Genomic DNA, 18,365 nt, shown 5'->3' on the forward strand with positions numbered 1-18,365 from the left:
CGCGGGTCAGCGGAAGACGCGCGGGCCCGCGTGCGGGGCGAGGAGCTCCTGCTGCTCCGCCGAGATGCGCAGCACCGTCCCCGTGGCGGGCACGAAGAACGCCAGCTGGGTCTCGGCCCGCACGCACGCCCGGCGCGAGACCACGTCGGTGATCTCGAAGCCCAGCGTCAGCGCCCCGCCGCGGGCGGAGACGACCCACACCCGGACCTCCACCGGCGTGTTGCGGTACTCGAGGGGGCGGAGGTACCTGATCCGGTTCTCGGTGATCAGCGCCTGGGTGCCCTCCGGCAGCGCGGAGAAGAACGGGATCAGCGGGGGCTCCACCTGGTCGCCGGTGCCCACGGGCACGCCCAGGGCCGCGATCCGCGACTCCTCGAGCAGCCGCACGACCTCCACGTTGTTCACGTGCCCGTACGGGTCCATGTCGCCCCAGCGCATGGGCACCCGGCACAGCACCCCGGTCTCGTCCTCCACCGTCATGCGGTCCGTCCTCCTCGGTCCTCGACCTGCCGTGCGCACGGCACGTCCGCGCGGCACGCCCGCGCGCACCGCACCGGCGTGCTACATCGTAGGCCCGCACCGGCCCGCCCGGGCGGTCTCGGCCCGTCACACGGCGGCCGCGCCCAGCGGCGGGTGCGACAATGTCGGCTGATCCGGACTCCGTCCCCACGACCGGCGAGGAGCGGCCCCGATGCCCCGCAGTGCCCGCACCACCCGCCGCCCCGTCCACTGCTCTGCCCGGGCGACCTGGGTGCTCGTCCCGGTGCTCGCGCTGCTCCTGGTCTGGCTGCTCGCCGGCTGGACGGCGTTCCAGCACCCCCGGACCGACGTCCCGGCGCGCTCGGACGCCCTGCTCGTGCTGGGCCCGCCGGACCGGACCCGCATGGCCGAGGCGCTGCGGCTCATGGACGCCGGAGTGGCGCCCGTGCTGGTCGTGGCGAACCCCGGCACCGGCGACCTCGGCGACGCCTCGGGCCGGGTGTACTACACGCGGGCCGCGCAGACCTGCGCGGGGGGCGGCGAGCAGGACTACGAGGTGATCTGCTTCCGCCCCGACCCCTCGACCACCCAGGGCGAGGCCATGGAGCTGCGCGCGCTCAGCGAGCAGCGCGGGTGGGAGCACGTCAGCGCCCTCACCTACCGTCAGCACGTCGCCCGCTCCCGCCTGCTGCTGGAACGCTGCTACGCCGGGAAGCTGGACGTGCTCTCCTTCGACTACCCGGCCGTGCCGCGGGGTCACCTGCGGGAGTTCGTCTACCAGTCCGGCGGCTTCGTGAAGGCCTGGCTCACCCCCGGCTGCGACCAGCAGCTGCCGTGGCGGCCCAAGTCCCTGGACTGAGCGGTCGGCCGGGACCGGTGGCCGTGCTCTGCGGCTCCCGCCTTCCCCCGCCGCGGCGCGAGGGGAAGACTGGGGTCATGACCGACCTGCAGTGCCCGGCCACGGCCGTCCTCCTCGACGACGCCGTCCCTCCCCCGCCGTGGACCGCGCGCCTGCGCGTGGCCGAGCGGTTCACGGCCCGCGGCGCCGAGGAGCTGGTCTCGCTCGTCGAGGACTCCGCCGACCTGTTCCGCGGCGAGACCTTCGTGGTCGCCGCCCCCGCGGGTGACATCGAGGCGGCGCTGCGGCGGCGGAGCGTGCGCGGCCGGGCACCCGTCGTCGTCGAGGTGGACTCCGCGGGGTGGCGGTCCGTGGCAGCCCCCTGACGCCCCGCTCCCCGACGAGGCCCGCTCAGGCAGAGCGCTCGAGCTCGTCGGCCACCCAGCCGTGCACGATGCCCGCGAAGGTGTGCGGGTCGGTGAGCACGCCCATGTGCGCGGTGTCCGTGACGATCCGCGTGACATGGCCCTCCTCCGGGTCGAGCGCGTCGATCGCGGGGTCGTCGTCCCCCTGGATGAGCAGCACCGGCAGCTCGGTGTGCTCGAGCAGCAGGGGTGTGCGGTCCGGCCGGTCCCGCATGGCCTCCAGGGCCCGGACCACGGCGTCCTCCGGCCAGTCCCGGGCCTGCCGGAGCGCGTCCTCGACGTCCTCCTCGCGGGCGTCCTCCCGGAACGTCCGGGGCATCTGCCGGTCCGCGTAGGCGGCGACGCCGTGCTCCCGCACGGCGTCGATCCCCCGGTCCCGGCCGGCGCGGGCCGACGCGTCGTCGGCCTCGGTGGTGCTGTAGGCCAGGACGGCGTGGCTGATCCGGTCGGCGTGGCGCTCCAGGGCCGCCGCCAGCACGTAGCCGCCCAGCGAGTGCCCCACCCACACGCAACGCTCGATCCCCTCGGCGTCGAGCACCTCGCACACCCGGTCCGCGTACGCCTCCAGGTCGGCGGCTCCCTCCGGGAGGTCGCCGCCGCCGACGCCCGGCAGGTCCACCGTGAGCACGTCGTGGAAGGCCTCGAGCAGCGGCCGCGCCCGGTCCCACAGCCGCTGGGTGCACAGCAGCCCCGGGAGCAGCAGCAGGGTGGGCGCCCCCGAACCGGAGCGATCGGATCGGAGCACGGCGCTGTCCTTCCGTCGGCGGAGTCCTGGCCGTCAGCCTACGGACCCGGGGGATCCGGTGTCACCGGGCGCCCGTCGGGCGGCCCCCGGCGCTGTGCTGTCCGGCCGGGACCCTAGTGTTTCCGCTGGTGAGGTCGCCCTGACCCCACCGCACCGAAAATCCGAGGAGGACATCACTCTCATGATGGGACCGAGCCATGCGGCCTGCGGGGCGGCCGCATGGGTGGCGCTGACCGCCGACTACCAGCTGCACCTCCAGGACCTCACCGTCCCGATCGGCTGGGGCGTCCTGGACGTCGGCGACGCCGGTGTGCTCACCGGGGCGCTCGTCACCGCCGGGGCGGCCCTGCTGCCGGACCTCGACCACCCGGACGGGACCGTGGCCCGGTCCCTGCGCCCGCTGTCCACCTGGCTGGCCCGCGGGATCTGCCGGCTCTCCGGCGGGCACCGGCGCGGCACCCACTCCGTGCTGGGCGTGGCGGTGTTCACCGGCCTGGCCGCCGCGGCGCAGAAGATCGGGATCCCGGTCGAGGGCCTCGGCTGGGTGTGGCCGCTCGCCGCGGTGATGTCCGTGCTCCTCATCGCCTTCGCGGTGCAGGTGCTCGCCTTCGTGCCGGACCGGGTCGCGAAGCTCAACTGGGTCGTGGGGATCGGGCTGGGCGTTCTGGTGGGGCTGCACCCGCCCGCCCACGAGTGGTGGTTCGCCGCGGCCGTGGCCACGGGGGTGGTCGCCCACCTGGCCGGGGACCTGGTGACCACGCGCGGGATCCACCTGCTCTACCCGCTGCGGATGCCGCTGCCCCTGCCCCGGTCGGTGTACAAGAACCGGTCCTTCCTCACGGTGCCGCTGATCGGCAACGCCGGCTCGGCCGCGGAGATCGCGCTGCTCGCCCCGATCACCCTCTTCGCCCTGACGGGCCTGTGGGGGGCCTTCGCCCTGACCACCGGGCTCGTGGTCGCCTGAGCCTCAGACCACCCGCCCGTCGGCGGCGTGCTCGCGCACCTGCTGCCCGCGCTCCTTCTTGATCAGCTCGAGCGTGCGGATGAGCCGCGGCATCGTGATGATGACGAGCCCGCCCACCATGTTCAGCGGGATGACCCACAGCATCCACACCAGCCACTCCGTGTAGGAGATGTCGGCGCCCGCGTGCATCGCCCCGAAGATGACCGCCGAGTTCAGTGCGCCGTGCAGCATGCCCAGCCCGACGACCAGCAGGCCGTCGATGAGCGCGATGGCGGTGTGCACCACCTCGTTGCTGGATCCCTGGCTCATCCGCGTCCCGAGCGTGATGGTGCTGCCGGCCAGCAGCGCCAGAGCGGCCGACTCCACGGTGAGGCCCCCCTCGAGGTACTTGGTCGCCGACTCCTCAAGGACGTCGTGGAACTGCGGGAACCCCGCCACGATCAACCAGGTGAACAGCCATCCGCCCAGGAGGTTGGTCAGCAGGGTCACCGTCCAGAAGCGCGCCAGCTGCCACCAGGTGCTGTGCCGGGAGACGACGGCGTAGATGGGCACCAGGAAGTTCTCCGTGAACAGCTCCGAGTGGGCGAGCTGGAGCGCGAGCAGCCCGAAGCCGAACGCCGCGCCGGCCAGCAGGTCCGATCCGGTGGCCTCCTTGACCGCCAGGTAGGCGAGGATGCCCACCCCCACGTCGATGCCCCCGAAGAGTCCGGTGATGGTCATCGCCCGCCACGTGCGGGTCAGGCGTTCGGCGCCCTCGGTGACCGTGTTCTCGAACTCCTCGACCAGCTCGTCCTCGAGCGGCTCGTCCGTCCTGCCCAGCTCCTTGCGCTTCTCCTCGAGATTCTCCCTGTCGGGTTCCATCCGTGCCCCCTGTGTGCCCTCGTCGACCCCTGACCGGGATGCGGCAAGCCTACTGACAGCAGGCCGGAGACCACGATTGGCCAACGGGGGCGACTGTGGGTAGGATTGTCGTCGTTGCCCACAGCGGTCCGCCGCTGTGATCCATCAGCGCGAGTGGCGGAATAGGCAGACGCGCACGGTTCAGGTCCGTGTGCCCGAAAGGGCGTGGGGGTTCAACTCCCCCCTCGCGCACCACACAGGCGAAGCGGGACATCCGACGGATGTCCCGCTTCGCCTTTTTGATGCCCTCGGACCGGCCGGAGCAGCCGGGCCCCGGCGGCCGGGCTCAGCCGACCGGGATCACCCCGGCGTAGTCGGTCTGGTAGCCGGTGACCGGGGCGTGCGGGATCTCGTCCCAGCGCTCCGGGTCCTCCTGCTGGACCTCCCCGGTGGCCAGGCCGAGCAGCAGCTCCTTCACGGCGAGCACGTTCTGCCGCACGCTCTTGCCGCGGGCCTTCTGACCGAGGCTGCCGTCCGAGGAGTTGCCCGAGGTCTCGAAGAACACCACCGGGTGGGAGTGCCCCTCGGGGTTGAGCCCGCCGTGGTCCAGGCCGAGCATCATCGCCGAGACGACACCGCCCTTGATGTCGATCTCGTAGCTGCCGCCCACCTGGTAGCGGTCGATGTTGATGGAGCCGTACTTCGAGAGCTCGTCGTAGACGTGCACGTTCATCTGCCGGGTGAGCCGGTCGTAGGCGCCGCCCTCGAGCCCCGGCAGGGTCGGTCCGCCGGGAGCGAGGGAGATGCCCAGGGACAGGGTGACGTCGTCGCCGGTCCCGTACTGCGTCTTGAGGCCCTGGTGGTGGATGTCCACGCCCCAGGCCGGGTCGACCGTCGTCCAGTACTCGTAGAAGGCGCGGGACTCGTCGGCCGCGAAGCCCTCGGCCGTCCAGTCGCGGTTGAGGTCGATGCGCTGCGGCGTCCCGCCCTCCGGCGCGCCGGAGACCTGGTCCCACAGGACGGTGTGCCGGATGTTGGCCTCGGCGCCGTCCGGATTGTACATGGGGATGATGTGGAAGGTGAACCTCGAGCGCAGCAGCTCGTACTCGGACGAGCCGTTGGTGCCGAGCTCCTTGAGCAGGCTCAGCAGGGCGTCGGTGCCGTAGGGCTCGTTGCCGTGGATCCGGCCCTGGAGCCACACGTGCTCCGGCCCCGAGCCGACGGTCGCGACCCACAGGTCCCGGCCCTGCTCGGAGGTGCTCACCTCCATGCCGGCCTCGGCGAGGGTGAAGGCGTCGACACCGTGGCGGCTGGTCCGCTCCAGCTTCTGCAGCTCCCGCTCCACGTCGTCGGGGGTCAGGATGCTCGAGATGCTGGTCCTCCCCTCCGTGGCGGGGAAGTTCGCGTCCGCGGCGGCAGGTGCGGCGGCACCGAGGGGAAGGGCGACGGCGAGCGCGAGCGCCGCCGCGGTCCGGCGCCGGCGGCGCGGGCGGTCCGAGGAGCGTGCGGCCGCAGGGTCGCGGTGCTGAGGGATCATGTGCTGGTCCTCCTGGGGGATGGGGCTGCCGGTGCGGCCCGGGGGCCGCGCCTGAGGGGGTGCTCGCGATGCTATTCGCGATGGCACACGTCCGTCACCGGCCGGCCCGCAACAGTGGAAGTACTGCTCGGTAGACCTGCGTCCGCCGGCGGAACGTCCACGGGCTCCGCGCGGGCCGGTCCCCCACGGAGCCCGGTGATCCGGGCCACATCGGCCGCGGGGTGACGCCCGGCGTCGCGGTCCCCTGCGCCGTAGCCATAGACTGGGCGACTGTGAAAGCACTGCTCCTGGAGAACGTCCACCCCGAGGCCGAACGCATCCTGTCCGAGAAGGGCATCGAGGTCGAGACCCGCAAGGGCGCCCTCGACACCGGAGAGCTCGTCGACGCCCTCGAGGGCGTCGAGCTGCTCGGCATCCGGTCGAAGACCCACGTGACCCGGGAGGTGTTCGAGGCCCACCCGCAGCTGCTGTCCGTGGGCGCCTTCTGCATCGGCACGAACCAGATCGACCTGGCGGCCGCCACCGAGCACGCCGTGACGTGCTTCAACGCCCCCTACTCCAACACCCGGTCCGTGGTGGAGCTCGCGATCGCCGAGATCATCTCGATGGCCCGGCACCTCACGGACAAGAACAAGGGCATGCACGAGGGCGTGTGGGACAAGTCCGCCGAGGGCGCCCACGAGGTCCGCGGCCGCACCCTCGGCATCGTGGGCTACGGCAACATCGGCTCCCAGCTGTCCGTGCTCGCCGAGACCCTCGGCATGCGGGTCTACTACTACGACGTGGTGGACCGCCTGCCCCTGGGCAACGCCCAGCGCTGCGACACGCTGGAGGAGCTGCTGGATCGGGTCGAGACCGTCTCGCTGCACGTGGACGGGCGCACCAGCAACAACAACCTCTTCGGCCGGGATCAGTTCGAGCGGATGCGCCCCCGGTCCCTGTTCCTGAACCTGTGCCGCGGCATGGTGGTCGACTACAACGCACTGCGCGACGCCCTGGTCAGCGGGCACATCGCCGGCGCCTCGGTGGACGTCTTCCCCAACGAGCCCAAGGTGGCCGGGGACCCGTTCACCTCGGTGCTGCAGGGCCTGCCCAACGTGATCCTCACCCCGCACATCGGCGGCTCCACGCAGGAGGCGCAGGTGGACATCGGGCGGTTCGTGGCAGGGAAGCTCTCGTCCTTCGCGACCTCGGGCTCCACGACCCTGTCGGTGAACATGCCGCAGGTCCAGCTGGACACCGCCGTCAACGGCACCCGCATCCTGCACCTGCACCGCAACGTCCCGGGCGTGCTGGCGACCGTCAACAGCGTGCTCGGCGACCACGGCATCAACATCGACCGTCAGCAGCTGTCCACCCGCGGGGACACCGGCTACCTCGTCACGGACGCCGGCAACGGCGTGACCCGGGAGGTCATCGAGCAGATCCTGGGGCTGCCCGAGACCATCCGCCTCAGCACCATCAACTGACGCACCGCCCGCCTCCGGCTCCTGACGGAGGCAGGTGGCACAATGACCGCATGAGCGGCGTCCTGGAGCAGCCTGCCGTCCACGGCAGGAGCACCTACGGAGCGGTGGTGCTCGCCCTCGCACCGGCGGGGGCCGCACCGGGCCCCGACGACACCGCCCGCGCCGGCGACGACGCCGCCCCGGTCCCGATACGCCCCGCCGGCGGAGTCCTGCACCCGCGCCACGAGGCGGGGGCCGCCGAGCTCTTCGCCCGCCTGCGCGCCGAGGGCGTGCTCACGGCCGTGGTCACCACCCACCCGGAGCTGGGCGCGGGACCGCCGGCGGACATCGTGGTCGCGGCCGATCCGCCGCGGGACGGCACCGCGGGGCGGGACGGGCCGGACCCGCACCCGCCGGCCGCCTCCCTGCTGCTCGCCTCCCGCCGGCTGGCGGTGGAGCCCGAGCACATCGTGGTGGTCAGCGACAGCGACCGCCTGGTGCGGACCGCCGTGACCCACGGCTTCGGGCTCGTCGTGGGGCTCGACGGCGCGGGCCGGCGGGGCCGGCTGCTCGCCGCCGGCGCCCACCTCGTGGTGGACGACCTCACGGACCTCGACATCCCGGTCGCCACCGCCCCGGGGGACTCCGACTGGGCCGGCGGCTGCGGCGGGGGCAGCCCGTGGAACCTGACCTACGCCGACCTCGACCCGCCGCGCGAGGGGATGCGGGAGTCGCTGTGCACCCTCGGCAACGGGTACATGGCCGTGCGCGGCGCCGCGAGCGAGTCCCGGGCCGACGGCACGCACTACCCCGGCACCTACCTCGCGGGCGTCTACAACCGGCTGCGCTCCGAGGCCGCCGGTCTCGTCCTGGAGCACGAGGACCTCGTGAACGCCCCCAACTGGCTGCTGGTGCAGTACCGCGTCCAGGACGGCTACTGGTTCGAGCCCACCCCGGACAACGTGCTGGAGCACCACCAGGACCTCGACCTGCGCACCGGGGTGCTGACCCGCACCCTGCGCTTCCGGGACGAGGCCGGGCACACCACCCGCGTGACCACCCGCCGGTTCGTCTCCCAGGACCAGCGCCACCTGGCGGGGCAGGAGACGGTCTTCGAGGCCGAGGACTGGAGCGGGACCCTGACCGTGCGCAGCCTCGTGGACGCCGACGTCCGCAACCGCAACGTCGCGGAGCACGCCGCCCTGGCCGGCCGGCACCTGGCCGACGCCCGGCTCGAGGACCTGGGCCACGGGACCGCACGGGTCGAGGTGGCCACGTCCTGGTCCGGCGTCCGGATCGCCGTGGCCGCCCGCACCCGGGTGCTCCGCAGCGGCACGGAGGACCGGCTGCTCTCCCGGGTCCCGTCCCGGCCCGCGCCCGGCGTGGTGGGCCACGAGCTGCGGCTGCGGATGGACCCGGGGCGGGCCGTGCGGGTCGAGAAGGTCGTCGCCCTCGTGACCTCGCAGGACCGGGCGATCGCCACGCCCGCGCACGCCGCGTCCACGCTGCTGGAGCGGGCGGGCGGCTTCGACGAGCTGCTCTCCGCCCACGTGGTCGCGTGGCAGGCCCTGTGGTCCGCCTTCGCCGTGGCCACCGACGCCGGCGGCCAGCAGGGCCTGGCCGTGAACCTCAACACCTTCCACGTCCTGCAGTCGGTGGCGGCCGCGCACCCGGACCTGGACGCCGGCGTCCCGCCCCGCGGGCTGCACGGCGAGGGCTACCGCGGCCACGTGTTCTGGGACGAGATGTTCGTCTACCCCATGCTCACCCTCCGCCGGCCCGAGTGGACCCGGGCGCTGCTGGCCTACCGGTACCGGCGCCTGCCCGAGGCGCGGGCGGCGGCCCGCGCGGCCGGCCACGAGGGGGCCATGTTCCCGTGGCAGAGCGGCAGCGACGGACGCGAGGAGACCCCGCGGGCGCTGTTCAACCCCCGCACCGGCCGGTGGATCCCGGACCACTCGCGGCTGCAGCGCCACGTGGGGCTGGCGGTCGCGCACAGCGTGTGGCAGTACTACCAGGCCACGGGCGACACCCGCTTCCTGATCGAGCAGGGCGCCGAGCTCGTGGTGGAGATCGCCCGGTTCTTCTCGAGCCTCGCGGTGCACGACCCCGAGGACGACCGGTACGTGATCACGGGGGTGATGGGCCCGGACGAGTTCCACGACGGCGCCCCGGGCGCGCCGGGCTCGGGGCTGCGCAACAACGCCTACACCAACGTCATGACGGCGTGGCTGCTCGCGCGGGCGGTCGAGATGGTCGAGCGTCTCGGCCAGGACTACGGCGGGCCCCTGTGGCGGCGCCTGGGCCTGCGGGAGGACGAGGTGGCCCGCTGGGAGCGGGTCCGCACCCGGCTGCGGGTGCCGTTCCTGGCCGGCGGCGTCCTCGCCCAGTTCGAGGGCTACGAGGAGCTGCCGGAGCTCGCCTGGGAGGACTACCGGGCCCGCTACGGCTACATCGGGCGCCTCGACCTCATCCTCGACGCCGAGGGGCGCTCCACGAACGACTACCGGCTGGCCAAGCAGGCCGACGTCCTGATGCTGCTGTACCTGTTCTCCGCGGAGGAGCTGCGGGAGCTGCTGGGGCAGATGGGCTACGACTTCCCGGCGGAGGCGGTCCGGGCCACCGTCGCCTTCTACTGCGACCGCTCCTCGCACGGGTCCACGCTCTCCAACGTGGTGCACTCCTGGGTCGAGGCCCGCCGGGACCGCCCCAGCTCCTGGTCCTTCCTCACCCGGGCGCTCAACAGCGACCTCGTGGATGCCCAGGGGGACACGGTCCGCGAAGGGGTGCACCTGGGGGCCATGGCCGGCTCCGTGGACATCCTCACCCGCTGCTACACGGGCCTGGAGGTCCGGGACGACATGCTGTGGCTGCACCCGGCGATCCCCCCGCAGCTGCCCAAGGTGTCCTTCTCGATCAGCTACCGGGACCAGCCCATCCAGGTCGAGGTCACCCGCGCCGGGCTGCGGCTCTACCTCGCCCCCGGCCCCGCCGAGCCCGTGCGCGTGAACGTCGACGGCGAGGTCCACGAGCTCGCCGCCGGGCAGATCCGGCACTTCCCCGTGGCGGTGACCGATGCCTGAGCCGTGCACCGCCGGCCACGGGGCCGCGGTCCCCGTGGAGGACCCCACGAGTTCACCGGATGATCACCGGGGGTTCCCCCTCGGTGGCACCGTGGTCGGGCCGCCCGGTCCACCATGGGACGACGACGCCCCCGCACTCCCCCACCCTGGAGCAGTGATGTCCTCAGACACCGTCCTTCTCGACCGTTCCACGACCCCCGGCGTCGCCGATCCCGCGGTGCCGCTCATCGGTCCCGCCACGGGCCGCGCCCTGCACGTGATGAGCTACAACATCCGCTTCCACCACAGCGGCACGCACGCTGGGAACCCGGACCACTGGCCCGACCGCGCGCCCCGGCTGGCGCGGCTGCTGCAGCTCGAGCAGCCCACGCTGCTCGGGGTGCAGGAGGCCCTCCACCACCAGCTGCCGGCGGTGGAGCGGGCGCTGCCCGCCGGCTACCGGATGGTCGGCTACGGGCGCGCCGGGGGCAGCAAGGGCGAGTACTCCGCGATCTTCTACGACGCCCGGCGCCTGGAGCTGGTGGAGTGGGACCAGTTCTGGCTCTCCGGCACCCCGGAGCTCATCGGCTCCACCACCTGGGGCAACGACATCCCGCGCATCGTCACCTGGGGCCGCTTCCTGGACCGCGGCACCGGCACCGACCTCGTGCTCGTCAACACCCACTTCGACCACGACTCCGAGACCGCCCGGGACCGCAGCGCGGAGGCCCTGGTCGAGCTCGTGCACAGCTTCCACCCGCACACCCCCACCCTGGTCACCGGGGACTTCAACGCGGAGGCGGGGGACTCCGGGGCGTACGAGACGCTCGTGGGCTCCGGGGTGCTCGCCGACACCTGGACGGCCGCCGAGGAACGGCTCACCCCCGCGTGGGGCACCTTCCCGGACTACGGCGAGGCCGTGGAGGGCGAGGAGCGGATCGACTGGGTGCTGGCCGGCCCCGGCGTCCGGGTGCGCCGCGCCGCGATCAACACCGCCCGCTTCGCGGGGGGCCACCCCAGCGACCACGCCCCGGTGCAGGCGCTCGTCACCCTCGACCGGGACTGAGCGCTACTCCCCTGCGGGACCGAGGGCGAGCGGGCGCCACGGGCGGGCGCCGTCGGCCTCCGCCCCCATCGACCCCACGGTCCGCGCGGTGCGCGCCAGGGACGCCGCGTCCTCCTCGCGGGAGCGGCAGACGTCCTCGGCCGGCAGCGCGCACCACCGGATCGGGTCCAGGGTGAGGATGTGCGGGGTCCACACCGGGTCCCCGGCCACCCACTCCCCGTCCTCGCGCGCGAAGGACATGCTGACCGTCAGGCCCTCGTTGTTGACCGGCACCCGGGTGGCGTGCTCCGAGACGCTGTTGCCCAGGCCGTGCACGATCCAGGTGTCCCCGCGCTTCTCGATCGGCAGCACCGAGTGCGTGTGGTGGCCGTAGACGAAGTCGAACTCCCCGCTGTCGGCGAGCGCGTGCGTGACCTCGAACTGCTGCCGGTCGGGCGCCGAGGAGTACTCCTCGCCGGCGTGCACCGCGGCCAGCACGATCTCCGCCCCCGCCGCCCGGGCCGCGCGCGCCTTGCGGACCATCTCGGGGACGTCCAGCAGGTCCACGCGCCACGCGGCGTCCGGGACGTTGCCGTTGAGCCCGTAGGTGCCGGTCACCAGGCCCACCCGCACGCCGTCCGCGTCCAGGACCAGCGGCTCCCGCGCGTCCTCGGCGGCGCGGTACGTGCCGGTGGTCGCGATCCCGGCGTCGGCCAGGACGTCGAGGGTCCGCTCGAGGCCCTCCGGGCCGGCGTCCACCGCATGGTTCGAGGCCGTGGTGCACGCGTCGTAGCCGAGGTCCGCCAGCGCCGGGACGATCTGCGGCGGCACCTCGAACGAGGGGTACCCGGAGAAGGGGCCCTCGGCCGCGGCGAGCGGGGTCTCCATGTTGCAGACGGCGAGGCCGGCGTCCTCCGTGAACGGGCGCAGGCCCTCCACGAGCGGGCCGAAGTCCAGCTCCCCGTCCCCGTCCGCCTCGGCCTGCGCCCACAGCCCCGGGTGGAGCAGGACGTCGCCGGTGACCACGACCTCCAGCCGGTCCGGGGCCGCCTCCGGCGTCGCGGGGGCCGACGACGCCGCCCCGGTCCCGTCCGGAGCGCTCGCCGGCGGCCCGGCCGGCTCCGGGGAGCAGCCGGCGAGGACCGTCGCCCCCGCCAGGAGGACCGCGGTCAGGCCCGCCGCGGGGCCGTAGCGCACCGGCGGGAGGACACGACGAGAACTCATGGACCGAGGGTAGGCCACCCCGGCGGGGGCCGCCCACCCGAGGGAGGTCAGGACAGGACCGTCGACCAGAGCCCCTCGTCCTCGGGACGGTGCGGGACCTCGGTGCTGGGCACCACCTCGGCCGGCGCCGGGTGGGCCCTGCCCTTCAGCGCGAGCATCTCCTCCAGGTCCTCCAGCGGGGTGGGCGAGTTGTCGGCCCGCAGGTCGACGTCGAGCAGCACGGGGTACTGGAAGCCCGCGAGCGTGTCGGCCACGAGCACCGCGGCGCTCTGCTGCCCCCGGCTGTCCCCACCCGCGTCCCGGCCCGCGCGCAGGCAGGCCAGGAGCGCGCCGGCCATCTCGGTGCTGGTCGGCCCGGACCCCGTGAGCGCCTCGTCCATCGCGGCGCGCATCGACTCGACGACCTCCGGGCCGGTCAGGTAGTTGCCGATCACCACGAAGTCGGCCCCGGCCACGCCCCCCGCCCAGGGCGTGCACAGGCTGCCGGTGAGGTGGGCGCCGGGCCCCGCCACGGGCAGGACGGCCACCTGGCGCAGCGCCAGGTCCGGGTCGGCGTCGGTCAGGGCCGCGATCGCCTCCTCGGCCGTGCCCCCGTGGTGCAGGGTGCGGAGCATCTCGAAGCGCAGCCGCCGGTTGGTCCACGCCTGGGAGGCGACCACCCCGGCGGTGGGCACGAGGGCCGGCACGGCGTTGCCCACGGCGAGCGAGCAGCTCGCCGTGGCGGCGCCGAGCAGGCGCGAGTCCGCGCTCCGGGCGATCACGGTGTAGGTCACGAGCACCTCCTGGCCGGCACGTCCGTGCCGGCCGGATCGTTGTCGATGGATGCCCCGCGCGGACCGGGGCGGGACGTCCTCCACCCCGGCACGCCGGGCCCGCGGTGCTGGTGGCGGGCCGTCCCGGGTGCACAGGGTGGGACGACACCCACGACCGGGTGCGCACCGGCAGGGCGGCCGCACGGAGCACCTGCCGGGTGCTCCCGGGCGGACGGCTCATTCCTACCACCGGGAGGCGGCGGATGGCACGCGGAGCACGGATCGCCGCCCTGGGGAGCGCCGCGTGCCGGGCACGGCGGTCCCGGCCTCAGGAGGCGGGGCCGCCGTCGTGCTCGAGCTCGGCCAGCACCGGGAAGTGGTCCGAGGCCCACACCCCGCGCGGACGCTCGGCCAGGACCCGGGCGTCGAGCACGCGGACCGGGCCGCCGTACAGGATCCAGTCCAGGCGCGGCGTCCTGGCCCCGGGCTCCCGGTAGCGGGGGAAGGTCCCCGCGGCGTCCGGGGGCAGGGTGTCCCGCAGCCCGCCGGCGAGCGCGGCGTCCCAGGTGCGGGAGCGGCCGGCAGCCGCGTTCATGTCCCCGAGGAGCACCAGGGGGCCGTCCCACCCGAGGAGGAGGCCCTGGAGCGCGGCCAGCTGGCGCAGCCGCGCCCGCTCCGGCCACGGGTCGAGGTGGGTGGCGCCCACCCGCCAGGCCACTCCCGTGCGCCGGTCCGTGAGGTCGGCCAGCACCAGGGTGCGGGGGAAGAGGTCCCCCGGCACCTTCGACCCCGGGACCTCCGGCAGCGCGGACAGCCACCGCTGCTGCCAGCGCTCGATCCGGAAGCGGGCGGTGTCCACGGCCAGCAGGCACCGCTCGCCGCCGCCGTCGGCGTCCCGGCCCCCGCCCAGGAGGACGTGGTCCGGCCCCAGGGCCTGCCGGACGTGGTGCAGCTGCTCCGGGAGGACCTCCTGGAGGGCGACCAGCTCCGGCCGGTGGGCCCGGAGCACGGCCTGCACGGCGGGGGCCCGGGTGAACCACGCGTCCGTCGCCATCCGGCCGTACTTCGGCAGGGGACGCCGGACGTTGAAGGTCATGGCCGTGAACGCGCCCCGGCCCCGCGGACCACGGGGGTCGGCGGGGCCGGGGCGGGCGTGGGCTGCCACGGTCGCGGGGCGGACTACTGGGCGGCGGACTCCGCCGCGCCCTGCTCCGTGCGGGCGCCGCCGTGCTGGAGGTCGCCGCCGCTGTTCTCGAGGTGGGCGCGCATGAACCACTGGAAGAGCTCGAGCTCCTTGACCTGGCCGATGAGCATGTCCTCCGTGACGGGGTCGAGCTCGCCGACCTTCTGGATCGCGTCGCGGTGGTCCTCGATCACGCCGTTGTAGACGATGTCGAGGGCGGCGAGGTGCTCCACGCCGGTGGCGCGGTGGACCGAGTAGTCGTCCCAGGTGCGGGCCTGGACGAGATCGCCCGGCAGCCCGGAGGGGCCCACGCCCAGGGTGGCCATGCGCTCGGCGAGCTCGTCGACGAAGCCGCGCACGAGCTCGATCTGCGGGTCCAGCATCTCGTGGACCGAGATGAAGTTGGGGCCCACCACGTTCCAGTGGGCGTGCTTGAGCGTGAGCTGGAGGTCGTTGAGGGCGTGCAGGCGCTGCTGGAGCGTCTGGGCGACCTCGTGGCCGTTCTCGGTGGACAGGCCGGGCACGGTGTAGGGGGCGGTGCGCTGGTTCGGGGTGGCCATGGGTACGTCTCCGTGTTTCCGGCCGCCGCGGGGCGGCGGCCTGGCTCGACAACTGCGGGCGGCCCGCGGGACGGGCCTCTGCCCCCACTATGGCACGCCTCCCACCCACTGTCAGCACCCTGTCCATTCGCTTCGCTGTCCGCGATATCCGGGGGATGCGCGCCCGCCGCAGGACGCCTGATCGGGGCCTTGCCAGGACGCGGAGCCACTGATTGGCTGGGGCCCATGGACACGACTCCCTCCTCCGGCGACCAGCTCCCCGACGACCCGCACCTGGCCGACGACGTCGGCGTCCCCGACACCCCGGCGCGCGACCTCGAGACGGCCCCGGACCCCCTGGGCCAGACCAACGCCGGCCAGCGCGTGCCGAGCGCGGGGGACGCCGCGGACCCCGCCGACCCGGACTTCGGCGCGGGCGCAGGCGGCCCCGGCCCCACGGCCGGGGACTGACCCGGCGCGCCGCCGCTGCCCTGGGTCCCATGAGCACCCGCAGCACCAGCACCGCCGGGATCGCGCGGGCCACCGGCGTCCCGTGGGAGACCTGGACGGCCCGGCTCGACGAGCTCGGCGCCCGGACGATGGGCCACGCCGAGCTCGCCCGCCGAGTGGCCGAGCAGCTCGAGGGCGCCGTCGACAACCACGAGTGGTGGGCGCAGGCCGTCGCGGTGGCCTACGAGCAGCACACGGGCGCCCGCCGGCCCGGTCAGGCCGGGGACGGCACCTTCGGGGCGAGCGCGAGCCGCACCGTGACCGGCACCCCGGAGGAGGCGCTCGCCCGGTGGAGCGCGCTCATGGCCGGCCGCACGGAGGTCGGCGGCGTCCCGTTCCAGCAGCCGCCCACCACCGCCGCCACCGCGAAGTGGCGCTACTGGCGGGCTCGCCTCGCCGACGGGTCCAGGGTCTCCGCGAACATCGGCGCCAAGGCCGGTGGCCGCGCCACGGTGGCCCTCGCGCACACCGGCCTGGCCTCCGCGGAGGACGTCGTGCGGTGGCGCGCGGCCTGGAAGGACCTGCTGGCCGCGCTCTGAGCCCGCGCCGCGCTTGTGAGGCGGCTCACTCCTCGCCTACGGTGACCAAGTACCTGAGACGAGGAGTATCAGATGACCGTGCCCTATCCGCGCCTGCTCGCACCCCTGGACCTGGGCTTCACCACCCTGCCCAACCGGGTGCTCATGGGATCGATGCACACCGGTCTCGAGGAGCTGCCCGGAGGGTTCGAGCGGCTCGCGGAGTTCTACGCGGAGCGGGTGCGGGGCGGGGTGGGACTCATCGTCACGGGCGGCGTGGGGCCGAACCCCGAGGGCGCCACCCGGGCCGGGGGTGCTCTCCTGCGCACCCCCGAGGAGGTGGCCCGGCACCGCCTGGTGACCGGCGCCGTGCACGCCGAGGGCGGCAGGATCGCCCTGCAGATCCTGCACTCCGGCCGCTACGCCAAGGCCCCGGCCGCCGTGGCCCCGAGCTCCCTGCGTGCCCCCATCAGCCCCGTGGTGCCGCACGAGCTCACCGCGGAGGAGATCGAGCGGACCATCGAGGACTTCGCCCGCACCGCCGCGCTCGCCCGGGAGGCCGGCTACGACGGCGTGGAGATCATGGGCTCCGAGGGCTACCTCATCAACGAGTTCGTCGCCGCCGAGACCAACCACCGCACCGACGAGTGGGGAGGGTGCTACCCGAACCGGATGCGCCTGCCCGTGGAGATCGTCCGCCGCGTCCGCGAGCGCACCGGCCCGGACTTCGTCCTCATCTACCGGCTCTCCATGCTGGACCTGGTCCCCGGCGGCTCCACGCTCGAGGAGGTCGTGGCACTGGCCCGGGCGGTCGAGGCCGCCGGCGCCACGCTGCTCAACACCGGCATCGGCTGGCACGAGGCGCGCATCCCCACGATCGCCACGGTCGTCCCCCGCGGCGGCTTCTCCTGGGTGACGCGCCGGCTCAAGGGCGAGGTCGGGATCCCGCTGGTCGCCGTGAACCGGATCAACACCCCGGAGACCGCGGAGCGGATCCTGGCGGACGGGGACGCCGACATGGTGTCCCTGGCCCGGCCCCTGCTCGCGGACCCGGACTTCGTGGTCAAGGCCGCGCGCGGCCGGGCGGACACCATCAACACGTGCATCGCGTGCAACCAGGCGTGCCTGGACCACACCTTCGCGGGCCGCACGGCGTCCTGCCTGGTCAACCCGCGGGCCGGGCACGAGACCCTGCTGCGCCTCGGCCCCACCCGCCGGGCCGAGCGGATCGGCGTGGTCGGCGCGGGCCCCGCGGGGCTGGCCTTCGCCGTCGGCGCCGCGGAGGCCGGGCACGCCGTCACCCTCTTCGAGGCGGCGGACCGGATCGGCGGGCAGTTCCTGATGGCGCTGCGCATCCCCGGCAAGGAGGAGTACGCGGAGACGCTGCGCTACTACGGGGTGCGGCTCGCCGAACTGGGGGTGGAGGTGCGGCTCGGGACGGAGGCCGGGCCCGGGCACCTGCGCGGCTTCGACCGGCTCGTGCTCGCCACCGGCGTGGAACCGCGCGTGCCCGCGATCGAGGGGGTGGAGCACCCCTCGGTCGTGGGCTACCGGGACGTCCTGCAGCACGGGGCGCCCGTGGGCCGCCGGGTCGCGGTCCTGGGCGCCGGGGGCATCGGCTTCGACGTCGCCGAGTTCCTCCTGCACTCCGCCGGCACGGACTTCTACCGCGCGTGGGGCGTCGACACGACGCTGTCCGCCCGGGGCGGGCTGGTCGAGCCCCGGCCCGGGCGCCCGGCGCGCGAGGTGACGCTGCTGCAGCGCTCCCCCGGCAAGCTCGGGGCCGGCCTGGGCCGCACGACCGGCTGGATCCACCGGACCTCGCTCCGGGCCGGCGGCGTCCGCACCCTGAGCGGGGTCGTGTACCGGCGGATCGACGACGACGGGCTGCACCTCACCGCGCCGGGACCCGACGGCACGGAGCCGGTCGAGCAGGTGCTGCCGGTCGACACCGTGGTGCTGTGCACGGGCCAGGAGCCGCTGCGGCGGCTGCACGACACGCTGCTGGGGACCGGCCACGACACCGGCGCCGTACCGGTGCACCTCATCGGCGGGGCGGACGTGGCGGCCGAGCTGGACGCCAAGCGGGCGATCCGGCAGGCCACGGAGCTCGTCGCCGCCCTGGGCTGACCGCTCCCGGCCCGGGCCCGGCCTGGCGGGGCAGGGCCGGGCCAGGAGCGGGCCGCGCCGTGCGGCGATGTGCGGGACCGGGCCCCGGGTGCCACGATGGGGTCACTCCCGCGGAAAGGATCCCC

17 protein-coding genes and 1 tRNA gene are annotated in these 18,365 nt (G+C 74.4%); 10 read left to right on the plus strand and 8 right to left on the minus strand.

Annotated features, from left to right (window positions below; translation table 11 throughout):
* Positions 1 to 6: 6 nt before the first annotated feature.
* Positions 7 to 480 (minus strand): thioesterase family protein, encoded by a 474-nt coding sequence (locus CRM73_RS06300; protein ID WP_017834068.1) that lies wholly within the window; start codon positions 478 to 480, stop codon positions 7 to 9.
* 211 nt (positions 481 to 691) lie between these two features.
* Between CRM73_RS06300 and CRM73_RS06305 the strand changes: the two genes are divergently transcribed.
* Both CRM73_RS06305 and CRM73_RS06310 read left to right on the plus strand, forming a co-directional pair.
* Complete coding sequence (locus CRM73_RS06305) at positions 692 to 1,339, plus strand: YdcF family protein (RefSeq protein WP_229587183.1); 648 nt, start codon at positions 692 to 694, stop codon at positions 1,337 to 1,339.
* A gap of 77 nt (positions 1,340 to 1,416) precedes the next feature.
* The gene (locus CRM73_RS06310) at positions 1,417 to 1,704 is read left to right on the plus strand and encodes a hypothetical protein (RefSeq protein WP_035925795.1); all 288 of its coding nucleotides are present in this window, start codon (positions 1,417 to 1,419) and stop codon (positions 1,702 to 1,704) included.
* A gap of 25 nt (positions 1,705 to 1,729) precedes the next feature.
* Here the strand turns inward: CRM73_RS06310 and CRM73_RS06315 are convergent, their stop codons facing one another.
* Positions 1,730 to 2,488: an alpha/beta fold hydrolase gene (locus CRM73_RS06315; RefSeq protein WP_229587184.1), complete on the minus strand. Its 759-nt coding sequence runs from the start codon at positions 2,486 to 2,488 to the stop codon at positions 1,730 to 1,732.
* A gap of 181 nt (positions 2,489 to 2,669) precedes the next feature.
* Between CRM73_RS06315 and CRM73_RS06320 the strand changes: the two genes are divergently transcribed.
* Positions 2,670 to 3,452 carry a metal-dependent hydrolase gene (locus CRM73_RS06320; RefSeq protein ID WP_017834072.1) on the plus strand — a complete coding sequence of 261 codons (783 nt, stop codon included), beginning with the start codon at positions 2,670 to 2,672 and terminating at the stop codon, positions 3,450 to 3,452.
* Between the two features lie 3 nt (positions 3,453 to 3,455).
* On the opposite strand, the gene CRM73_RS06325 is transcribed toward CRM73_RS06320, so the two are convergent.
* A complete protein-coding gene (locus CRM73_RS06325; RefSeq protein WP_095651309.1) occupies positions 3,456 to 4,313 on the minus strand; it encodes a formate/nitrite transporter family protein in 858 nt (285 codons plus the stop codon).
* 147 nt (positions 4,314 to 4,460) lie between these two features.
* Here CRM73_RS06325 and CRM73_RS06330 point away from each other — a divergent pair.
* A tRNA-Leu gene (locus tag CRM73_RS06330) sits at positions 4,461 to 4,547 on the plus strand.
* A 91-nt stretch (positions 4,548 to 4,638) separates the two neighbouring features.
* Here the strand turns inward: CRM73_RS06330 and CRM73_RS06335 are convergent.
* Positions 4,639 to 5,829 (minus strand): M14 family zinc carboxypeptidase, encoded by a 1,191-nt coding sequence (locus CRM73_RS06335; protein ID WP_229587185.1) that lies wholly within the window; start codon positions 5,827 to 5,829, stop codon positions 4,639 to 4,641.
* Positions 5,830 to 6,101: 272 nt separating this feature from the next.
* Here CRM73_RS06335 and serA point away from each other — a divergent pair, with 272 nt between their 5' ends.
* The 3 genes from serA (at position 6,102) to CRM73_RS06350 (ending at position 11,405) form a co-directional block, all read left to right on the plus strand.
* Positions 6,102 to 7,298 (plus strand): phosphoglycerate dehydrogenase, encoded by a 1,197-nt coding sequence (gene serA / locus CRM73_RS06340; RefSeq protein WP_229587186.1) that lies wholly within the window; start codon positions 6,102 to 6,104, stop codon positions 7,296 to 7,298.
* 50 nt (positions 7,299 to 7,348) lie between these two features.
* Positions 7,349 to 10,360, plus strand: coding sequence for a glycosyl hydrolase family 65 protein (locus tag CRM73_RS06345; RefSeq protein ID WP_229587187.1), 3,012 nt, complete (start codon positions 7,349 to 7,351; stop codon positions 10,358 to 10,360).
* Between the two features lie 157 nt (positions 10,361 to 10,517).
* Positions 10,518 to 11,405, plus strand: coding sequence for an endonuclease/exonuclease/phosphatase family protein (locus CRM73_RS06350; RefSeq protein WP_017834077.1), 888 nt, complete (start codon positions 10,518 to 10,520; stop codon positions 11,403 to 11,405).
* A 3-nt stretch (positions 11,406 to 11,408) separates the two neighbouring features.
* On the opposite strand, the gene CRM73_RS06355 is transcribed toward CRM73_RS06350, so the two are convergent.
* The 4 genes from CRM73_RS06355 to CRM73_RS06370 form a co-directional block, all read right to left on the minus strand.
* On the minus strand, positions 11,409 to 12,608 hold the full coding sequence (locus tag CRM73_RS06355; RefSeq protein WP_109222277.1) for a CapA family protein: 1,200 nt from the start codon (positions 12,606 to 12,608) through the stop codon (positions 11,409 to 11,411).
* A gap of 47 nt (positions 12,609 to 12,655) precedes the next feature.
* Entirely contained in the window at positions 12,656 to 13,381 is a 726-nt protein-coding gene (locus CRM73_RS06360) for a DUF1028 domain-containing protein (protein WP_017834079.1), read from the minus strand.
* 307 nt (positions 13,382 to 13,688) lie between these two features.
* The gene (locus CRM73_RS06365) at positions 13,689 to 14,456 is read right to left on the minus strand and encodes an endonuclease/exonuclease/phosphatase family protein (RefSeq protein WP_229587188.1); all 768 of its coding nucleotides are present in this window, start codon (positions 14,454 to 14,456) and stop codon (positions 13,689 to 13,691) included.
* Between the two features lie 83 nt (positions 14,457 to 14,539).
* On the minus strand, positions 14,540 to 15,103 hold the full coding sequence (locus tag CRM73_RS06370; RefSeq protein WP_109243685.1) for a Dps family protein: 564 nt from the start codon (positions 15,101 to 15,103) through the stop codon (positions 14,540 to 14,542).
* A gap of 225 nt (positions 15,104 to 15,328) precedes the next feature.
* Here CRM73_RS06370 and CRM73_RS06375 point away from each other — a divergent pair, with 225 nt between their 5' ends.
* From CRM73_RS06375 to CRM73_RS06385, 3 genes are all read left to right on the plus strand, one after another.
* Positions 15,329 to 15,553, plus strand: a complete 225-nt coding sequence (locus CRM73_RS06375; protein WP_229587190.1) for a hypothetical protein — start codon at positions 15,329 to 15,331, stop codon at positions 15,551 to 15,553.
* Positions 15,554 to 15,582: 29 nt separating this feature from the next.
* Positions 15,583 to 16,131, plus strand: a complete 549-nt coding sequence (locus CRM73_RS06380) for a hypothetical protein (RefSeq protein WP_017834083.1) — start codon at positions 15,583 to 15,585, stop codon at positions 16,129 to 16,131.
* A gap of 72 nt (positions 16,132 to 16,203) precedes the next feature.
* On the plus strand, positions 16,204 to 18,240 hold the full coding sequence (locus CRM73_RS06385; RefSeq protein ID WP_017834084.1) for an NADPH-dependent 2,4-dienoyl-CoA reductase: 2,037 nt from the start codon (positions 16,204 to 16,206) through the stop codon (positions 18,238 to 18,240).
* Positions 18,241 to 18,365 lie beyond the last annotated feature (125 nt).

Origin of the sequence: Kocuria sp. CCUG 69068, from assembly GCF_020833785.1 — a bacterium.
GTDB lineage: Bacteria > Actinomycetota > Actinomycetes > Actinomycetales > Micrococcaceae > Kocuria > Kocuria rosea.